At 71.6% G+C, this 17,945-nt stretch carries 22 protein-coding genes, 1 pseudogene and 1 riboswitch; of the genes and pseudogenes, 12 read left to right on the top strand and 11 right to left on the bottom strand.

Translation table 11 applies throughout. The annotated features are described in order from the left end of the window. The first annotated feature begins 1 nt into the window (after nucleotide 1). The 3 genes from BJY16_RS30075 to BJY16_RS30065 all read left to right on the top strand — a co-directional run bounded on the left by BJY16_RS30075 (nucleotide 2) and on the right by BJY16_RS30065 (nucleotide 2,278). Nucleotides 2-466 carry a hypothetical protein gene (locus BJY16_RS30075; protein ID WP_185042914.1) on the top strand — a complete coding sequence of 155 codons (465 nt, stop codon included), beginning with the start codon at nucleotides 2-4 and terminating at the stop codon, nucleotides 464-466. A 70-nt stretch (nucleotides 467-536) separates the two neighbouring features. Next, nucleotides 537-1,919, top strand: a complete 1,383-nt coding sequence (locus tag BJY16_RS30070; RefSeq protein ID WP_185046737.1) for an MFS transporter — start codon at nucleotides 537-539, stop codon at nucleotides 1,917-1,919. Then, complete coding sequence (locus BJY16_RS30065; RefSeq protein WP_185042913.1) at nucleotides 1,919-2,278, top strand: GntR family transcriptional regulator; 360 nt, start codon at nucleotides 1,919-1,921, stop codon at nucleotides 2,276-2,278. The genes BJY16_RS30070 and BJY16_RS30065 overlap by 1 nt, the downstream gene beginning before the upstream one ends. On the opposite strand, the gene BJY16_RS30060 is transcribed toward BJY16_RS30065, so the two are convergent. Next, complete coding sequence (locus BJY16_RS30060) at nucleotides 2,275-2,766, bottom strand: polyketide cyclase (protein WP_185042912.1); 492 nt, start codon at nucleotides 2,764-2,766, stop codon at nucleotides 2,275-2,277. The genes BJY16_RS30065 and BJY16_RS30060 overlap by 4 nt on opposite strands. A gap of 41 nt (nucleotides 2,767-2,807) precedes the next feature. Between BJY16_RS30060 and BJY16_RS30055 the strand changes: the two genes are divergently transcribed. Both BJY16_RS30055 and BJY16_RS30050 read left to right on the top strand, forming a co-directional pair. Beyond that, nucleotides 2,808-3,674 (top strand): NmrA family NAD(P)-binding protein, encoded by an 867-nt coding sequence (locus BJY16_RS30055; RefSeq protein WP_185042911.1) that lies wholly within the window; start codon nucleotides 2,808-2,810, stop codon nucleotides 3,672-3,674. A gap of 75 nt (nucleotides 3,675-3,749) precedes the next feature. Beyond that, the gene (locus BJY16_RS30050) at nucleotides 3,750-4,055 is read left to right on the top strand and encodes an MBL fold metallo-hydrolase (protein ID WP_185042910.1); all 306 of its coding nucleotides are present in this window, start codon (nucleotides 3,750-3,752) and stop codon (nucleotides 4,053-4,055) included. A 75-nt stretch (nucleotides 4,056-4,130) separates the two neighbouring features. On the opposite strand, the gene BJY16_RS30045 is transcribed toward BJY16_RS30050, so the two are convergent. From BJY16_RS30045 to BJY16_RS30035, 3 genes are all read right to left on the bottom strand, one after another. Beyond that, nucleotides 4,131-4,673, bottom strand: coding sequence for a GNAT family N-acetyltransferase (locus BJY16_RS30045; RefSeq protein ID WP_185042909.1), 543 nt, complete (start codon nucleotides 4,671-4,673; stop codon nucleotides 4,131-4,133). A 252-nt stretch (nucleotides 4,674-4,925) separates the two neighbouring features. Beyond that, on the bottom strand, nucleotides 4,926-5,234 hold the full coding sequence (locus BJY16_RS30040) for a hypothetical protein (RefSeq protein WP_185042908.1): 309 nt from the start codon (nucleotides 5,232-5,234) through the stop codon (nucleotides 4,926-4,928). A gap of 22 nt (nucleotides 5,235-5,256) precedes the next feature. Further along, nucleotides 5,257-5,571, bottom strand: coding sequence for a DMT family transporter (locus BJY16_RS30035; protein ID WP_185042907.1), 315 nt, complete (start codon nucleotides 5,569-5,571; stop codon nucleotides 5,257-5,259). An 18-nt stretch (nucleotides 5,572-5,589) separates the two neighbouring features. Then, a riboswitch (guanidine-III (ykkC-III) riboswitch) is annotated at nucleotides 5,590-5,656 on the bottom strand. Between the two features lie 34 nt (nucleotides 5,657-5,690). On the opposite strand from BJY16_RS30035, the gene BJY16_RS30030 reads away from it, so the two are divergent. Continuing rightward, the gene (locus BJY16_RS30030; protein WP_239177738.1) at nucleotides 5,691-6,395 is read left to right on the top strand and encodes a DinB family protein; all 705 of its coding nucleotides are present in this window, start codon (nucleotides 5,691-5,693) and stop codon (nucleotides 6,393-6,395) included. 3 nt (nucleotides 6,396-6,398) lie between these two features. On the opposite strand, the gene BJY16_RS30025 is transcribed toward BJY16_RS30030, so the two are convergent. Together BJY16_RS30025 and BJY16_RS30020 are read right to left on the bottom strand one after the other, a co-directional pair. Then, entirely contained in the window at nucleotides 6,399-7,322 is a 924-nt protein-coding gene (locus BJY16_RS30025; protein WP_185042906.1) for an anti-sigma factor RsbA family regulatory protein, read from the bottom strand. Nucleotides 7,323-7,359: 37 nt separating this feature from the next. Continuing rightward, nucleotides 7,360-8,193 carry an MEDS and STAS domain-containing protein gene (locus BJY16_RS30020; RefSeq protein WP_185042905.1) on the bottom strand — a complete coding sequence of 278 codons (834 nt, stop codon included), beginning with the start codon at nucleotides 8,191-8,193 and terminating at the stop codon, nucleotides 7,360-7,362. A gap of 456 nt (nucleotides 8,194-8,649) precedes the next feature. Here BJY16_RS30020 and BJY16_RS47665 point away from each other — a divergent pair. The 3 genes and pseudogenes from BJY16_RS47665 to BJY16_RS30010 form a co-directional block, all read left to right on the top strand. Then, nucleotides 8,650-9,573: pseudogene (locus tag BJY16_RS47665) on the top strand (anti-sigma factor RsbA family regulatory protein); the annotation flags it as partial. Between the two features lie 129 nt (nucleotides 9,574-9,702). After that, nucleotides 9,703-10,467 (top strand): lysophospholipid acyltransferase family protein, encoded by a 765-nt coding sequence (locus BJY16_RS47660; RefSeq protein ID WP_239177752.1) that lies wholly within the window; start codon nucleotides 9,703-9,705, stop codon nucleotides 10,465-10,467. Nucleotides 10,468-10,928: 461 nt separating this feature from the next. After that, nucleotides 10,929-11,297, top strand: a complete 369-nt coding sequence (locus BJY16_RS30010) for a hypothetical protein (RefSeq protein ID WP_185042903.1) — start codon at nucleotides 10,929-10,931, stop codon at nucleotides 11,295-11,297. 539 nt (nucleotides 11,298-11,836) lie between these two features. Here the strand turns inward: BJY16_RS30010 and BJY16_RS30005 are convergent. Further along, nucleotides 11,837-12,706 (bottom strand): bifunctional helix-turn-helix transcriptional regulator/GNAT family N-acetyltransferase, encoded by an 870-nt coding sequence (locus BJY16_RS30005; protein ID WP_203759135.1) that lies wholly within the window; start codon nucleotides 12,704-12,706, stop codon nucleotides 11,837-11,839. A 142-nt stretch (nucleotides 12,707-12,848) separates the two neighbouring features. On the opposite strand from BJY16_RS30005, the gene BJY16_RS30000 reads away from it, so the two are divergent. Together BJY16_RS30000 and BJY16_RS29995 are read left to right on the top strand one after the other, a co-directional pair. Further along, nucleotides 12,849-13,439, top strand: a complete 591-nt coding sequence (locus tag BJY16_RS30000) for a MerR family transcriptional regulator (RefSeq protein WP_185042902.1) — start codon at nucleotides 12,849-12,851, stop codon at nucleotides 13,437-13,439. Between the two features lie 213 nt (nucleotides 13,440-13,652). Beyond that, nucleotides 13,653-14,264 (top strand): hypothetical protein, encoded by a 612-nt coding sequence (locus BJY16_RS29995; protein ID WP_185042901.1) that lies wholly within the window; start codon nucleotides 13,653-13,655, stop codon nucleotides 14,262-14,264. Between the two features lie 283 nt (nucleotides 14,265-14,547). Here BJY16_RS29995 and BJY16_RS47655 read toward each other — a convergent pair whose 3' ends face one another. The 4 genes from BJY16_RS47655 to BJY16_RS29975 form a co-directional block, all read right to left on the bottom strand. Then, complete coding sequence (locus BJY16_RS47655; protein WP_185042900.1) at nucleotides 14,548-15,993, bottom strand: pentapeptide repeat-containing protein; 1,446 nt, start codon at nucleotides 15,991-15,993, stop codon at nucleotides 14,548-14,550. Continuing rightward, the gene (locus tag BJY16_RS29985) at nucleotides 15,983-16,351 is read right to left on the bottom strand and encodes a hypothetical protein (protein ID WP_185042899.1); all 369 of its coding nucleotides are present in this window, start codon (nucleotides 16,349-16,351) and stop codon (nucleotides 15,983-15,985) included. The genes BJY16_RS47655 and BJY16_RS29985 overlap by 11 nt, the downstream gene beginning before the upstream one ends. 112 nt (nucleotides 16,352-16,463) lie before the next feature. Then, nucleotides 16,464-16,883 carry an organic hydroperoxide resistance protein gene (locus BJY16_RS29980; RefSeq protein ID WP_185042898.1) on the bottom strand — a complete coding sequence of 140 codons (420 nt, stop codon included), beginning with the start codon at nucleotides 16,881-16,883 and terminating at the stop codon, nucleotides 16,464-16,466. Nucleotides 16,884-16,934: 51 nt separating this feature from the next. Next, a complete protein-coding gene (locus BJY16_RS29975) occupies nucleotides 16,935-17,351 on the bottom strand; it encodes a MarR family winged helix-turn-helix transcriptional regulator (RefSeq protein ID WP_185042897.1) in 417 nt (138 codons plus the stop codon). Nucleotides 17,352-17,429: 78 nt separating this feature from the next. Between BJY16_RS29975 and BJY16_RS29970 the strand changes: the two genes are divergently transcribed. After that, nucleotides 17,430-17,945 (top strand): GNAT family N-acetyltransferase, encoded by a 516-nt coding sequence (locus BJY16_RS29970; RefSeq protein WP_185042896.1) that lies wholly within the window; start codon nucleotides 17,430-17,432, stop codon nucleotides 17,943-17,945.

Here is a 17,945-nt window from a genome sequence, read left to right as displayed (position 1 = left end):
GATGAGCGACCACTGGGACGGCTTCGACCACCACGACGACGACGGGCTCGCCGACTTCGCCGACAGCCACGAACTGCCGGAGACCCACGAGCTGCCGGACCTGCCCGAGCAGCACGACCTCCCGGAGCACCACGACGTGCCGGACTGGGAACACCACGACCCCGAGCCGCTCGACGTGCCCCACTCCCTCGACGACATTCCGGAAATGTCCGAAACCGACTTCCCGCCCGCGCTGGACGTCGGCGACCTGCCCGAACCCGTCGACGGCTTCCCCTGGGTCGACGCCACCAGCCTCGGCACCCCCGACACCTACACCGCCCCCGCCGAACCCGTCGACCCGCACCAGCTCGCCGCCTACGCCGGCATCGAAGTCCCCGACGGCGCCGACCCCTGGGCCACCCTCGCCGCCTCCGACGACCCCGCCGTCAGCGCCCTGGCCCGCTGGTGGACACCCGATGAACAGTGACCTAGGTCTCGTGTCAACGACCACCGGGTGACATCATGTGCGCGCACCGACCCACACCCAGGAGCGCACGATGGCCGTCACCGGCACCCCGACCCCCGTCCCCGCCGGTAAACGGGAACGCACCGGCTGGTACTTCTACGACTGGGCCAACTCCGCGTTCTCCACCACGGTCATCACCGTCTTCCTCGGACCGTTCCTCACCAGCGTCACCAAACTCGCCGCCGGCTGCACCATCGGCGACGGCGCCCCCGACTGCCACGCCTCGGTGCACCCGCTCGGCATCACCATCGCCGCCGGCTCCTTCTTCCCCTACCTGGTATCCCTGTCAGTCCTGCTGACCGTCTTCGTCCTACCCGTGATGGGCGCCGTCGCCGACCGCGCCCCCCGCAAAAAACCGCTGCTCGCCGCGGCGGCATTCCTCGGCGCCGGCGCCACCATCGCGATGGCCTTCGTCACCGGCGACCGCTACCTGCTCGGCGGCATCCTCTTCCTGATCGCCAACATCGCCTTCGGCGCCTCGGTCGTCGTCTACAACTCGTTCCTGCCCCAGCTCGCCGGCCCCGACGACCGCGACAAGATCTCCAGCCGCGGCTGGGCCATCGGCTACCTCGGCGGCGGCGTCCTGCTCCTGCTCAACCTCATCGCCGTCACCCTGCTCAGCGAGGACGGCAACACCCAGCGCACCCTCGACCTGGCCCGCTGGTCCATGGTCTCGGCCGGCATCTGGTGGGCCGCCTTCACCCTCTTCCCCCTGCTCTGGCTCCGCGAACACCCCGGCACCCACAGCACCGGCCAGCGCGGCAACGTCCTCACCGACGGCTTCCGCCAACTCGGCCACACCCTCAAGGCGATGCGCGCCTACCCACTCACCCTCGCCTTCCTCGGCGCCTACCTGATCTACAACGACGGCATCCAGACCGTCATCTCCCTGGCCAGCCAATTCGGCACCGAAGAACTCCACCTCGAACAGGGCACCCTGATCATCACGATCCTGATCGTCCAGTTCCTCGCCTTCGGCGGCGCCCTGCTGCTCGGCGCCCTCGCCAACCGCATCGGCGCCCGCACCACCATCCTCATCGCCCTCGCCCTCTGGCTGCTCGTCGTCATCGCCGCCTTCTGGCTCCCCGCCGAAGCACCCCTGCCGTTCATGCTGCTCGGCGCCGGCATCGGCCTGGTCATGGGCGGCAGCCAAGCCCTCAGCCGCAGCCTGTTCTCCCAGCTCATCCCCGCCGGCCGGGAAGGCGAGTACTACGGCTTCTACGAAATCAGCGACAAAGGCACCAGCTGGCTCGGCCCGCTCTTCTTCGGCCTGATCTTCCAGATCACCAACAGCTACCGCCTCGGCATCGTCAGCCTCGTCGTCTTCTTCGTCCTCGGCGGCGTCCTGCTCGCCCTCGTCCCCCTCCGGCGGGCCATCACCGCCGCCGGCAACACACCCCCGAAACTGATCTGATGCACATCACCATCGACCCCCACTCGGCCACCCCGCCCTACGAACAGGTCCGGCTGCGCATCGCCGCCCTCGCCGCCGACGGCACCCTCGCCGCCGGCACCCGGCTCCCCCCGGTCCGGCAACTCGCCACCGACCTGCACCTGGCCGCCAACACCGTCGCCCGCGCCTACAAAGAACTCGAACAAGCCGGCCTCGTCGAAACCCGCGGCCGAGCCGGCACCGTCATCACCGCCCGCGCCACCGGCACCTCCCGCAAAGCACAACAAGCAGCCCTCGCGTACGCCGAGACCACCCGCGCCCTCGGCATCCCTGCCGAGACAGCACTGGCCCTGGTCAAAGCCGCCCTGGAAACCGCCTAACCCTCCGCCAGCCGCTTGAACGTCAGCAACTGGCGGCGAGCCATCACCAGATCACCCACACACAACGCCAGCCCCACCGGACGAGGCACCCGCATCACCACCTTCAGCAGCAACCGCGCCGAGGAGTCCGGCTGCGGCACCACCACATACGACATCACCGCACCCATGATCCGCGCGGTCAACGCCCGGCCCGGCTCCACCGCCAGCACCCGCCCCCGCGGCCGCCCACCCGTCGCCGTGAACGGCTCACCCACCCGCGGCTCCGCCACCTCGACCAGCACCCGCGGCGACCGCCGCCCCCCATTGTCGATCCAGTCATACGAATACGGCGCCAGCCGCACCTGCCGCAACCACCGCCACACCGTCTCCGGCGCCGCCGCCACCGGCACACCCCGCCACGCCCGCACCGACGGATCCGCCACGAAATCGTCACACGGATAACGCCGCGCCACCTCAGCGTCCGACACACCCCAGCGATCACCGAGCATGCCGCCCATTCTTGTCACACCCCCCGAGTAGGCAAGAGAGCATGACTATCGCCGTCACCACACCCACCGGCCACGTCGGCTCCCGCACCCTGCAACTGCTCCTGCAAGCCGGCGTGCGCCCCCGCGCCCTGCTGCGCGACCCCGCCCGCCTCGACCCCGGCCTGCACGACCTGGTCGACCTCGCCCAGGGCGACCTGCTCGACCCCGGCTTCGTGCGCACCGCCACCGAGGGCGTCGACACCCTGCTCTGGATCACCCCGGAAAACCTCACCGCCGCCGACCCGCTCGCCGAGATGACCGCCATCGTCGCCGCCGGCACCGCCGCCGTGCACGCCAACCGGATCCGCCACATCGTCCTGATCAGCAGCGTCGGCGCCGAGCTGCGCACCGGCGCCGGCCTCATCGACGGCCTCGCCCACAGCGAGCAGCAGTTCACCGCCACCGGCGCCCACGTGCACATCCTGCGCTGCGGCTACTACTACACCAACCTGCTCGCCATGGCCGACCAACTACACACCGGCACCCTCACCACCACCGCCGACCCCGACCAGCCGATGCCCTGGGTCGACCCCCGCGACGTCGGCGAGATCGCCGCCGCCCGCCTGCTCAACCCCCGCACCACCGGCACCACAGTCCAAGCCGTCCACGGCCCCGCCGACCTCACCTGGACCCAGGCCGCCGACATCCTCTCCACCGCCCTCGACACCAAAATCACCCTCACCGTCCTGCCCGACGACACGATGGCCGCCGCCCTGACCGAGACCGGCATGACCGAGCCCGCCATCGCCGCCCTGCTCGCCATGACCAGCGGCCTGCGCGACGGCTTCACCCCCGAGCAGCCCCGCACCCCACTCACCACCACCCCGACCACCCTGCACGCCTGGGCCACCACCAACCTCCGCCGATAAGCCCAGCACCGCGCGGCGCCCGGCCGGAACCCCATGGGGTGCCGGCCGGGCACACCACGGCGGTTCGGTACCGCGGTGCTGGTGTCGGTCGGGCTCGCCATGGTGGTGTCAGTTGAGCTCATCACCGCGGTGCGGGCGGCCCCGCGCCGGGCAGCGTCGCCTACCACCTGCCCCCAGTCACGCATCCTGTTCACCGGCGACACCATCGCCCGCGCACCCGACGGCACCGTCCTGCTCGGCGTCTTCAACACCGACCCCGGCCAGGCCGCCGACTTCCTGCGCCGGCAGGCCGAGCTCGACGTCGACATCGCGTGCTTCGGCCACGGCACCCCACCGACCGAGAAGACATCACACCCGCTCAAGGCCCTCGCCAGCCGATGACCCCGGCCAGCAGCCCCGGGCGGCTGCCACGACGAAGGCGGGCGGACACCGCCAGACGAGGGCGAGCGGACACCGCTACCCGACCGCCGCGGCGATCGGTTTGCGCATCCGGACCAGCGGGACCGCGACGCCACCGGCATCGTCGCTCAGATGCTCGACCGCCACGAAACCGGCCGCCCGGTACAACGGCTCCCCGGACAGCGTCGCCATCAGCTCGAGTGTGGTGAAACCCTCCGCGGCGGCCGCCGCCTCACTCAGCGACAGGATCAATCGGCCGACCCCGCGGCGGGCGAAATCCGGATGCGTGTACATCGCCCGCACCTTCGCCGGATCCTGCCCCGGCCGCAGCAACGCCGCGTCCCGGCCCGCCGAATGGTCCCCGCCGTACAACGTCGCCCGCCGGCTCCACCCGCCACACCCGGCGACCCGCCCGTCCTGCTCGACCACGAAATACGTGCCGTCGTCGACCAGCGCCGTGTCCAACCCCATGATCGCCCGGCTCGCCGCGATCTGCCCGTCGTCCAGGAACTCCTTCTGCAGCTCCGCGATCGCCGCCTCGATCACCGGCACCAGCACCGGCAGATCGTCCCGCCGCGCAACCCGATGCGTGAACGCCACCACCCACTCCGATCCACGACCTTCACCAAGCACCGCGAGAGCCGAAACGACCCGACCCCCACGGCGGCACGAAGCCCATGCTGCCCACACCGGCGGGCATCCCGCACCCGAGTTCTCCCACGGTGAGCGCGCTGAGGCCGTACCGAAAAAGGAATGTGGTCTGTCGGCGAAGCCGGCTTTTCATGGGTTGGGTGCGGCTTGCCGCACTGCCTCTAGACCATCCTAGGATTCTAGGAATTGGGGGAAGGCCGGTCAGGCGGGGGCGAGCAGGGCGAACGCCACCAGCAGCGCGCCGATGATCACGTCGACCACGATCACGAAAGCCCGGTCGGCGCCCGCCGGGGCCAGCAACGCCCCGGCCACCACCAGGATCACCGCAGCGGCGATCGCGCCTGAGCGGGCCGGACGCACCCAGCGGGGCGAGCGCGACACCAGCGCCACCGCGGCCCCGGCCAACCCCGCCACGATCATCGGCACGGCCAGACCGTCGACACCCCGGCCCAGCGCGGCCACCCCGGTGGCGGCGAGCAACAGGAACAGGGCGATGGCCGCGAATCGCACGAGGCGCCTCCCGCGGGAGCGATCAATGGGCGTACTTCAATCCCACCACACCGCCCACCACCAACAGCAAGCAGAAAATCCGCAATAGCGAGGTGCTCTCACCGAGCGCGACCATGCCGGCCACCGCGGTGCCGACCGCGCCGATCCCGACCCACACCGCATAACCGGTCCCGACCGGGATGGTCCGCAACGAATAACCCAGACCCAGCATGCTGACCACCAGCGCGACCCCGAAGATCGCGGTCGGCAACGGGCGGGAGAAACCGGCACTGCGGTCCAGGGCGATCGCCCACACGGTTTCCATCAGACCCGAGACGACAAGCACCAACCACGCCATGACAGACCCACCTCAGCCAACGGTCGTCTTGTCAGAGCCGGGTACGACACGCACTCGTCCGGGACAACCGCGAACACGGTGCCGTGACAAACCGTAGCACCACCGCCAAGATTGCCACCGTGACTGAATTCATCAACCAGGACCTCAGCGGCGCCCGCTTCCGCAACGTCGACCTCAGCGGCGCGCAGATCCGCGGCGTGGTGCTCGCCGACGCCGAGATCGACGGCTACATCACCGGCCTCACCGTCAACGGTATCGAGATCGAACCCCTGGTGGAGGCGGAACTCAACCGCCGCTACCCGGACCGCGCCAAGATGAAGCCCACCGACCTCGCCGGCTACCGCGAAGCCTGGACCATCCTGGAGAAGCTGTGGGCCGGCACCGTCGAGCGCGCCCGCCGGCTCCCGCCCGAGCTGCTGCACGAACGCGTCGACGACGAGTACTCGTTCATCGAGACCCTGCGCCACCTGCTCTTCGCCACCGACGCCTGGGTGCTGCGGGCCATCCTCGGCAACCCCTCCCCCTGGTCACCGCTCGACCTGCCGCACGACGAGATGCCCGACATGCCGGGCATCCTGCCCAACGACCGCACCGCCCGGCCTGCCCTCGACGAGGTCCTCGCCCTGCGCGCCGACCGGATGGCCACCGTCCGCCGCGTCCTCGACGACATCGACCTGGACGCCATGACCACCCCGGTCACCGCCCCCGGATACCCCGCGCCGAAGGCCTACCCGGTGCGCCGCTGCCTCGGCGCCATCCTCAACGAGGAGTGGGAACACCGCCTCTTCGCCGAACGCGACCTCAACACCCTGACCAGCCGGTAAGCACTACCGCGCCTGGTGCAGCCGGACCGTGGTGCCGCACGGACGCACATGGATGCGCACCAGGTCACACAGCTCGTTGGCCAGCACCAATCCGTACCCGCGATGACGGATGTCCGGCGGAATCAGCCGCCCGGCGAGCGGATCGGTCAGCTGGCCGGTGTCGTGCAGCTGGCACACGACCAGGCCCGGCTCGACCCAGCAGGCGACCGAACCGGGGCCGCTGGTGTGCTCCACCGTGTTGGCCGCCACCTCGCTCGCGGCCAGCACCAGCTCCTCGGTCCGCACCTCGGGCAGCCAGCCGGCCGTGTGCCGCCGCACGAAACACCGCACGGCGGCCAGCGAATCCCGGTACACCAGCGACGCCGCATCCCGCGGAGGCCGCGGCAACGGCTCGTCGAAGCCGGCGGCGGCGAGCACCGGATCCAGGTAGCGGTCGCTGTCGCGCAGCACCCCGTCCACCACCATCGCCGGATGGGTGGACCAGGCGTCCTCGACCACCGACGCGTCCAGCCGGCCCACGTCGTACGGACACAGGATGCTGGCGTCCCGGCCGGCGAACACCGCATTGATCAGCGCCTCGTGCGCCGCGCAGGCCGGATACTCCATCGCCGACCGGCCCGGCCAGATCGGCTCGCCGACGATCGCCACCCGGCGACCAGGGTGGTCAGCGGCGAACCGGAGCAGCACGCCGGGAATGATCCGGCCCGGATTGCGGCCGGCCACCGCCATGTCCGCAAAGGTGACCCGAGCCCCGACATCGGCGAGCGCGCCGCGCAGCAGCCGCAGGTTCGCCCCGGGAACCGCGACCAGCACCGGATTGCCGTCGTCCGCCGCGGCACGGACGAACCCGCTGACCGCCGCCACGTACTCATCCTGCCGGGAATAGAGCAGAGCCGGATGGTGGAACTCGGGAGCGTCAACGATCATCAGGGATTCCCTCTGGACACACGCGGCGACATGGCGTTCAGGCGTTGCCGGCCGGCTGGCCGGCACCGTGCAACTGGAACAATCGGGCCATCAGCGCCGGCTGGCCGACGAACTGCAGCCGGCCCGCGGCGCGCTGCCACGCCAGCAGCAGGACCCGGGCCGCCGCGGTGTCCATGAACCGCACGGAGGACAGGTCGACAACCGCCGCCGGCACCCCGGCCGGCAGGCTGTCGAGCACCTGGCCGACCACGGCACTCAGCGCCGCCTGGTTCAACAGGTCCGCCTCACCCTCCAGGCACAACCCGAACGGATCCCGGGTACGGCGCATCCGCAGCGCACCAGCCGGATCGAACGACGCGCCCGTTCCCACCGTGGCCAGATGCGCCTGGGCGAACCCCCGCAACGCCGGCACGTCGAAGACCCGCGGGTCGTAGGCACAGACGGCCAGCGCATACCCCTCCGCGAAGACCGTGTTGGCCTGCGCCTCGTACTCGGGCAACGCGGCGATCCCCGGCACCGGACGGCCCGCCCACGACATGTCGGTGAGCAGGTACACGCCCGGATAACCGGCATCTCGCGCCTCATCGACCTCGCGCCGCAGGTAGCTCAGCGCCACCACCGGGTCGAAGACCCCGGTGCGCAGATAGGACGACTCGAGCGACGGGACGCGCAGAGCGCCGGACGCCAGCGCCGCACCGGCACGCTGCTTCACGAACCCGAAGACCTCCTCGCCGGCGCCGCAACAGACCACCCGGCACCCGTAACGGAGACCACTCTCGATCACCTCGGTCAGCGCCTCCCGGCGCACCATGTCGTCGTCCACGGTCAGGCAGACGTGGTCACCCGGACTGAGCCGTTCGAGTAGCGGCAAGCGAGCCACATCCTCCCAATCCCGGCTACGCCGACGACTGCGAAATCTACCCGCAAAACGGTTCCGACCGATTGACCCGACCGGGTGAGACCACCAAAGCGGCCTTCGCGACGCGCCCGGCGCCGGCCACCGAGACCGGCCGTCGCGTCGAGTCCGGCACAACCGGGCAGGTGGCCGTGGGTGCCGAGGATCAGCTCCGGTACGGCCCACCGCATCGCCGCCGGATCATGCCAAGCGCCGGCGGCGTACGCCATCTGCGAATACCGCAGCTCGCCGAAGAGCAAGCGGTTGCACCACCGTGAAGCCGGGCATGCCGAAATACCGAGCGTTTCGGGTGAACCATGCCACAACCCGGACAATAACCCGAGATCAGCGCCCACGCCAGGGGGAAGGCTGAGACATGACCACAGCACCACGACCCGCCACCGCCAGGTCACCGGAGACCGGGGCCGGATCATGAGAACCGGAGCCGCCCGCGGCTACCTCGGCCACTTCCACGAAGCCGGCTTCTACCATTCCGACGCCGAATTCCTCGGCCTGATCGTCCCCTTCGTGGAGGACGGACTGGCCGCCGGCGAACCCGTCGTGATCGGCTACGACGACCGCAAGGCCAATCTCCTGCGATCCCGGCTGTCCGACCCCACCCCGGTCGAGTTCATCGTCGACCGCGGCCTGTACGCCACCCCGGCCAGGGCCATCGCCACCTACCGCCGGCTGTTCGAATTCCACCTCGCCATGGGCGCCGAGCAGATCCGGATCGCCGGCGACGTGCCGCACCCCGGCAACGGCCGGCAGTTCGAGGGCTGGGACCGGTACGAAAGCGCGGTCAACACCGTCTGGCAGGACTTCCCCGTATGGGGACGATGCCTCTACGACCTCACCGCCGCCCCCGCCCGGGTGCTCGACGCCGTCGGACGCACCCACCCGCAGCTGGTCGCGTCGTCGGGCTGGCGCCGCGCCAGCGCCCATTACCAGGAACCACCGGACTTCGAGCCACTGCCGCCCCCACCCGACCCCCTGGAAGCCTGCACCCCGCTGGTCGAACTGACCGATCGGACCCCCGCCGAAGCCCGGCACGCGCTCCGCCGGATCGCCACCGGCCGGCTGCCCGACCAGACCCTCAAAGACCTCGTCCACGGCATCTCCGAGGCAGCCGGCAACGCCCTCTCCCACGGCCGGCCGCCGGTCACCGTGCGGATCTGGGCCGCCCCGGACCGCATCGTGGTCAGCGTCCACGACTGCGGCAGCGGCCCCGCCGACCAGCTGGCCGGGCTCGTCCCGGCGACCTCGGACGCCTCGCTGCCCGGCTGGGGCCTCTGGCTCATCCACCAGCTCGAGATCGACACCACCCTGATCCGCTCCAGCGACGGCTTCACCGTGCGGCTGCGGGTGCACACGCCCGGGCCCGAACCGCCGGCATCCCCCACGTGGCCCGCCTCGCCGCCCGCGGTCGGACACCCCGACCGGCTGCTAGCTGCCGCTGCGCGGACATGCCATCATGGCCCGCCTATGGAGACGTCGACTACCTGGCGACCGCCGCTGCTGTGGCGATTCCTGCTCGCCCTGTCCCGCGTGGTGATCTTCCCGTTCTGCCGGCTGCGGGTCACCGGCCAGGTCCCCGCCGAGCTGCGCACCGGACCGATCATCCTGGCCGCCAACCACATCAGCCCCAGCGACCCGATCATCATGGTCGCGGCCTGCCACAAAGCCGGCCTCGCCCCACGGATCATGATGACCGGCGGCCTCTTCGACGCCCCGATCGTCGGCGCCGCCATGCGCGCCTGCGAGCACATCCGGGTCGACCGCGGCACCGCCCAGGTCGCCGACGCCCTCCCGGCCGCCGCCCAGGCCCTCAAGGACGGCGCCACCGTCCTGGTCTACCCCGAGGGCCGGATCGGCCTCGACCCGTGGATGTGGCCCGAACGCGGCAAGACCGGCGTCGCCCGGATGGCCACCCTGACCGGCGCACCGGTCGTCCCGGTCGCGCAGTGGGGCGCGCATGCGGTGCTGCCCTACGAGGCCCCGAAGAACATCGGCCGCGCCCTGCTCCGCGCGCTCCTGCACCGCCCCCGCGTCGCGGTCAACTTCGGCGACCCGGTCGATCTGACCTCGCTCACCGGCACCCCCGGTGCCCAGGCCATGCAGGCCACCCGCCTGATCATGGCCGGCATCGACACGGCCCTCGCGCCGCTGCGCGCCGACGAGATGGAGATGCCCCGGTACGTCGACACGTCCCGCCCGCACGACACCTCCCGGGTCCGCCCGCGCCCCTGACCTCTGCCTCGTCCCTGACCTCTGCCTCGTCCCTGACCTCTGCCTCGTCCCTGACCTCTGCCTCGTCCCTGACCTCTGCCTCGTCCCTGACCTCTGCCTCGTCCCTGACCTCTGCCTCGTCCCTGACCTCTGCCTCGTCCCTGACCTCTGCCTCGCTCCCTGACCTCTGCCTCGCTCCCTGACCTCCTCGCCCTCGGAGCACCGTTCCCGCCGCCGGATCTCCCGTCGTGGTGGCACGGGTCCGGGGCGCGTCCGGCATTCGCCCTCGCCCGGGTCGGACGGGTCCGGCATTCGCCCTCGCCCGGGTCGGACGGGTCCGGCATTCGCCCTCGCCCGGGTCGGACGGGTCCGGCATTCGCCCTCGCCCGGGTCGGACGGGTCCGGCATTCGCCCTCGCCCCGTGGGACGGGTCCGGGACGCGTGCCGGACTTTTGTCGTATCCCGATGGCAGGATCACCGGCATGGTCAAAGGACGAATCCTCGCCGAGAGCCTGCGTCCCGGCGCCGCCCTGACGGTGCCGGGACTCGAGCTGACCCGCATCTCCCGGGTCACCATCACCTCCCCCGGCCCGGGCCAGCCCCCGGTCTGGACGCTGCTCGACATCTCCGCCCCCGACGACCGCGCCGAGGAGCTGGCCGCCGCGCTGAGCGCCGCCCTGGCCGCCGAGGGCGGGTGGTATGCGGACTTCCGCGCCGCCGCCGACCATGTCGTGGTCTTCGCGGGCCGCATTTTTCGGTACGCGGTAGGCGACCCGGCAGCACGCGAGGAAGCGGTGGCATATGGGCGCTCGGTCGGCGTCCCGGAGGCCCAGCTGGACTGGGGCCCCTGACCGGCGGCCAGCCCGGATCGTCTCGACGCATCTTTCCCGGCGGTCCCCGCTCCGCGCCGTCCTACTCTCTGCGCGCTGCCGGGCCGGGCCCGCCGACGCCCGCGGCCGTCTTACGCCTGCCAGTTGCCGTGACACCGTGGCACCCTCTGCGGCGGCTGGGAGTGACGCCGTCGCACCCCAGCTGGCGGTCGGGAGTAACGGCGTCGCACCCCAGGCTGCGGCTGGGAGTGACACCGTGGCGCCCCCTGCGGCGGCTCGGCGCGCCGCCGGGCGGCCTCCTTCCGCTCGCGGATGACGCGCGTGCCTCTACCCGCCGTAGCGCCGTGCAACCCCCTGCCGTGCCGAGCTTCTCTCACCACCGCAGAGCCAAAGGGTTTCTGGTTGGCTGTCGGCGAAGCCGGCTTTTTATGGGCTGGGTGCGGCTTGCCGCACTGCCTCTAAGGCATCCTAGGATTCTAGGAATGACCCGGTAAGGCGCCGACCGCTCGCCGCCTCTCTCGGCCTGCTCTCAGGATCGGCCCTGCGGGCGGCGCGGCCACTCAGCCGAGCGCGGTCTTCTCGAAGGTGAGCTGGTTGTAGGGCGAACCGCTGTAGTTGGCGATCTCGGTGTAGCCCGCTCCCCGGTACAACGCGATCGCCTCGGTCAGCATCCGATGCGTGCCCAGCCGGATCGCCACGATCCCCTGCCCCGCGGCATCCGCCTCGAGGGCCCCCAGCAGCCGCCGACCGAGTCCGGCACCCCGAGCGTCCTCGGCGATCCACAGGTGCCGCAGCTCAGCGACGCCACCGCCCAGCCGCGTCCACAACCCGCACCCGACCGCCCGCCCACTCTCCCGGACCACCAGCATCGTGCCGTCCACCTGATCCGGCTCGGTCAGCGCGCCGGCGTCGTACCCCTCCGGGAACCGCTTCGCCAACTCCGCCGCGTACCGCCGCAGGCACTCGCGGGCCTCCGCCGCAGCCGGGTCCACCGCCGTGATCGTGGTGGCCGCCACCCGCAGCAGCCGGTGGACAGCGCCCTGCGCGGCGACCAGCTCGGCCCGCTGCCCTTCGTCCAGGCCGCCGAGCGAGTCGGCGATCGCCCGCCGGGACCGCTCGTCGAGCTCGGCCCGCTCCCGCCGACCGGCCTCGGTCAGCTCGGCGACCCGCACCCGCCCGTCCTCGGGATGCGGCCGAACCGCGATCAGCCCCTGCTCCTGCAGCGCCCGCAGCAGCCGGCTCAGATACCCGGCATCCAGCCCCAGCCGCACGCGCAGCTCCCGCAGATCGGCCCGCTCCCCGATCTCGTAGAGCAACCGGGCCGGCCCGAGCGCCCGGTCCTGACCGAGATAGCTGTCGGTCAGCAGCCCCAGGTGCTGGGTGTAATAGCGGTTGAAGGCCCGGATCCGCTCGATCTGCTCGACGTCCACGATGCGACATTACTTGACCGGAGTCAAAGAAAAGGGGCTTCGCCAAGAAGGCGCACCTCCGAGATGATCGCCAAAGCGGACTTGAACCCGACGTCACGTCAGGTCCTAGCGTCGAGCACGCACCACCGCAGAAGGAGGCTTCGTGGCGGATTCCCCGCGTGAGTGGCGCGTCGGCGAGCTGGCGCGGGCGACCCGCGTGACCGTGCGGGCGCTGCACCACTACGACCGGCTCGGCCTGCTCGTGCCGTCGGCCCGCACCGCGGGCGGGCATCGCTGCTACACCGGCGAGGACGTGCGCAGGCTGCACGTCATTCTGGCGTTGCGCGGGTTCGGGCTGAGCCTGGCCGAGATCCGGGACACGCTCGCCGAGGCGTCCGGTGACCCGGTCGGGCTGCTGCGCCGGCAGCTCGCCGAGGTCGAGGAGCGGATCCGGCGCGGGATCAGCCTGCGCAGCCGTCTGCACGGGGTGCTCGGCGCGCTCGACCGGATGGCCGAGCCGTCGACGTCGGAGTTCCTGCAATTGATCGAGGAGATGGTGACCATGTCCGAACCCCTCACCCCGGAGCAGCTCGCCGAGATGCAGCGCCAACGGTCCGAGTGGGCCGCCACGCTGAGCCCGGACGAACTGGCCGAGATGAGCCGGCGCCGCTCGCAGGCGTTGGCGGCACTCTCGCCGGAGCAGCTCGCCGAGATGCAGGCGCAGCGCGCCCGGCACCTGCCCCAGTCCGGCTGACCCCGGAGTATGGCCGGGCCGCTCGCCGCGGCCCGGCCATGCGCCGGTCCGAATCGGAGATGCACGATCGACGACCGCCGTCGGACCCCCGCCGAACCCCCATGCCGACGGCGGCGAGGCGACGCACGCCGATATCGAACGACACGCCTTGGATCCTGCCGGCGGCCAGCCGGGGCTTGCCGCGGATCCTTGCCCCATGACAAGCTGTCGTGCATGCAGTTGCGGCATGACATCATTCGCGATGAGCGCTGCCTGAGCCGGACCGTCCTGGCCCAGCGCGGCTGGACGGCGGCGGCGATCCGCCTGTTTCTCGGCGAGCCCGACCTGCTCTGCCCGCATCCGGAGACGCGGCACGCGCCCCCGGTGCAGCTGTTCCGGCGGGCCCGGGTGCTGGCCGCCGAGAGCAGCGATCAGTGGCAGCGCTGGCACCACCGATCGGTGCAGCGCGCCGCCCAGCGCCGGGCCGCCGCCGACGTCCAGCGGGCCGCCATCCTCTGCGAGATCGCCGCCCTGGACATCCGCGTCCCGGTTCTCGACGAGCCGGCCCTGACCGAGCGCGCACTCGCCTTCCGCCGCCGCCGTCATCCGGCCTCCGCCGGCGACGACCCGGATCCCGGCTCGGCCTCGCTACGCCGCTGGATGGTCGGCTACCTGCGCCACGAGACCATCATCCAGGACTGCGGCAGCCTCCAGGCCCGGGCCGGCCGCGCCCAGGCCACTCCGGCGCTGCGCGCGATCGTCTACGCGGCCATCGCCGACCGCTACCCGTCGCTGGCGGACGAGGCCCGCAGCCAGGCCGCCGAGGCCTGCGACCTGCCGCCTTGACTGATCACCGGGTGCCGCTGACCCGGCGGACCGAGGGTTCCGAAGAGCATCGGGCACGCGCGGTCCAGCCGTCGCCGCACCACAGCGGCCGGCTGAGTTCTCTCCGCGACGCCGCCGAAGGTCAGTCCGACAGCCGTGTCGATCGGACACCCGGCCACGATGAGGAGGATCCCGAAGATCCGCAGCTGCTCCCCCGCCGGCCAGGTCCCGTCGCCGGGGGACGGGACCTGGCCGGGAAGGTGCGGCAGATTTCCGGTACGCCCACCGCTCCCGTGCCGGCCACTCAGTGACGCACGAAGTCCCGATCCGGCGGCATCGCCGGCGGCACCACCCGGAACTCGCCCGTCCCGACCTCCTCGGACCGGTCCCGGATCTCGTCGGCCACCTCCACCGGCCACTCGGTGTGGATATCCCAGCGAACGTCGGCCAGCTTGGTCACGTCGAGCAGCCGGGCCCCCCGCAGCCGGGCGCCGCGCAGATCCGTCTCGGCCAGGTCGGTCTGCAGCAGCAGGGCGTTCCGCAGATCGGTCTCGACGAGGGCCGCGCCGGTGAGCACCGCGCCGGTGAGATCCGCCCCGAACAGGCGCGCCCGGGACACCGTGGCGTAACCGGCCGATACGTCGACCAGGCTGGTGTCCGTCAGGTCGGCCCAGCTGAGGATGGCTCCGGACAGGTTGACGCGGTCGAGTCGGGCTTCGGCGAGCCGGGCACTGGTCAGATTCGCCGAAGCGAGGCCTGCCCCGGTCAGATCTGCCCGCTCCATCTTGGCTCGGAGCAGTTTCGCCTCCGCAAGGCCGGCGTCAACCAGCCGGGCCTCGTGCAGGACGGCCTCGGTCAGGTCGGCGCGGAACAAATCGGCCCGCTCGAGGCTCGCCTCGCTCAGATCCGCCGCGGTCAGGTCCGCCGCGCTGAGCGTGGCATCGATCAGGGCGGCGCCACGCAACGTGGCGTCGCCCAGCTTGGCGCCGCGCAGGTTGACCCGTTCGCCCCGCACAAGATGCAGGTCGGCACCGGTCAGGACCGCTCCCTCCAGATCGGCCCGGCTCAGGTGCGCGCCGATCAGGACGGCGCGGCTCAGCCGAGCACCGCCGAGCTCGGCGGACTCGAGTCGCGCCCCGGTCAGGTCAGCTCCGGTCAGATCAGCCATGCCCAGATCCGCCTCGGTCAGGTCGGCGCCACGCAGTACGGCGCCGGTCAGATCCATGCCGAAGCCGGCGCTTGCCCGGGTCAGCCGGGCATCGGTCAGGTCAGCCTGTGGGAATCGGGCGAAGACCAGGCGCGCCTGGGTGAGATCGACTCCGGTCAGGTCGGCCCGCGAGGCGTCGACATGGGCCAGGTCGGCATGGTTCAGACGGGCCCGGCGCAGGCGGGCGTCCCGCAAATCGGCTCGGATCAGCAAGGCACCGGAGAGGTCGGCGCCGGTCAGATCGGCGTCGCGCAGGTCCGCGCCGATCAGACTGGCGCGAGTCAGATCGGCGCCGGACAGGTCGGCTCCGGACAGGTCCGCCTTGGCGAGGTCGGCGCCGGGCAGCTTGATCCGCGCGATCCGGGCACCGGCGAGGTTCTTCGTCGTCGGGCTGCCGGTGAAGGCGGGGCTGCGACGAGTCACAGCGTCGAGCAGGCGGCTCCGGTAGGGGTTCGCCCGGGCGATGAGGACCGGCTTGAAGGCCGGCGTGTTCCGCGCCAGGGCGCGCAGGAGCTGGCGGCCGAAGCCGGCGTCACGGGGCATCGGACGCCTCCCTCTCGCCCGCCGCGAGCGGCTGCGCCGCCCCGACATCGACCGACCGCGTCGCGGCCTGCTGCAGGATCTTCTCCACGACCAGAGGCGCGGTGATCCCCAACGCGAGCGCGCCGAAAGCCCCAGCCACCTGCCCACCGGCCCCGGCCGCGGCGGCCAGCCCGGCGCTGGCGCTCAGCCGCAGGGCGATGGCGACCAGGGACGGGCCGAGTCCGGGCTCCCCGCGACGCCGCCACGGCCAGCCCTTGGTCCTCCGGATCGCCGCCGAGTATTCGAGGGCCTCGACGATGAACCCTCCGAGCAGACCCCAGGCCGCGGCTTCGAGGGCACCCATCGCCACCACGGACATGCAGCGACTGTAATCGGTGCGGCGTCCGCAGTGGAGAGCCGAGCGCTGACCGCGTACCGAAAATCAACGACAGCGGTCCGCACCAGAGGCGCGGACCGCTGTCGGGTTTGGATCAGGCGAGGGTGAGCTGGACCTCGACGTTGCCACGGGTGGCGTTGGAGTACGGGCACATCTGGTGCGCGGCCTCGAGCAGGGCCTTGGCCTGCTCCTCGGGCAGGCCGGGCAGCTCCGCCTCGATCGCCACGGACAGGCCGAAACCGCCGCTGGGCAGCTGGCCGATGCCGACGTCGACGGTGATCGCGGTGTCGGCGAGCGTCACCTTCTGCACACTGGCGACCCGCTTGAGCGCGCTGTGGAAGCAGGCCGCGTAACCGGCCGCGAACAGCTGCTCCGGGTTGGTCAGCGCGCCGCCCGGGCCGCCCATCTCCTTCGGGATGGCCAGGTCGAAGTCGAGCACGCCGTCGCTGGAGCGGACGTGGCCGTTGCGGCCGTCGCCGGTCGCGGTCGCGGACGCGGTGTAGATCGCGGTCATGCGGAGGTGCCCCTTTCGAGGGATTGTCGGCCCGGGTGGAGCGCCGGGTATTCAGCTCCGGGCACGGATGAGCAGGTGGTGCAGCTGAGCGAGCTCGTCGACGCTCAGGTTGACCGAGCAGAGCAGCGACTGGGTGAGATCACCGATCTCGTCCTGCAGCCGCGTGCCGGACGCGGTCAGGCTGACCAGCACGGTCCGCTCGTCGTCGGCGCCCCGGCTGCGGGTCAGGTGACCCTGCGTCTCGAGGCGCTTGAGCAGCGGCGACAGGGTGCCGCTGTCCAGGTGCAGGGTCCGGCCGAGGTCACGCACGGTAGTCGGGCCGTCGTGCCAGAGCACCCGCAGGACGAGATATTGCGGGTAGGTCAGCCCGTGCGGGTCGAGCAGCGGCCGATAGAGCGCCGTCATCGCCCTGCTGGCCGCATAGAGCTGGAAGCAGATCATCTGGTCCAGTGCCGTGCTCTCCCGCATGCCCAGAACAGTAGCGCGCAATTTAGTTGTGCGCAATGGAAATGGCGGCGTTCGCGCACGGTGTGTGATCATCGCCGCATGCCGGCCATCCGCTTCGTGAAGCTGCCCCCCGCCGCCCTCACCGCCCTGATCGAGGGCGACCTGGACGCCGCCAGCCAGGCCGCCGGAACCCCGCTGAGCCAGTACCTGGTCGACGAGAACTGGCTCTGGCAGATCCGGCGCGACGACATCGCCAAGAACCCGGAAGCCGCCGACTGGATCGCCCGGGCCGCGCTCGCCGACCCGGACGGCGTCGTCGTCGGCCACGGCGGCTTCCACGGCCCGCCGGACGCCGACGGGGTGGTCGAGGTCGCCTACTCGGTCGATCCGCTGCACCGCCGCCGGGGCTACGCCAAGGCGATGCTGCGCGCCCTGCTCGAGCGCGCCGACGGCGACCCGCGGGTCACCGCGGTCCGCGCCAGCATCCGCCCGGACAACGTCGGCTCGCGGGCCACGATCAAGGGCTTCGGCTTCAAGAAGATCGGCGAGCAGTGGGATCCGGAGGACGGCCTGGAGGACGTCTACCTGCGACCGGCCAAACCCGCCGCCCGCTGA

This window comes from Actinoplanes octamycinicus (assembly GCF_014205225.1).
Lineage (GTDB): Bacteria > Actinomycetota > Actinomycetes > Mycobacteriales > Micromonosporaceae > Actinoplanes > Actinoplanes octamycinicus.
The sequence above is the reverse complement of the archived record's forward strand: the minus strand, read 5'-3'. Positions and strand labels throughout refer to the sequence as shown.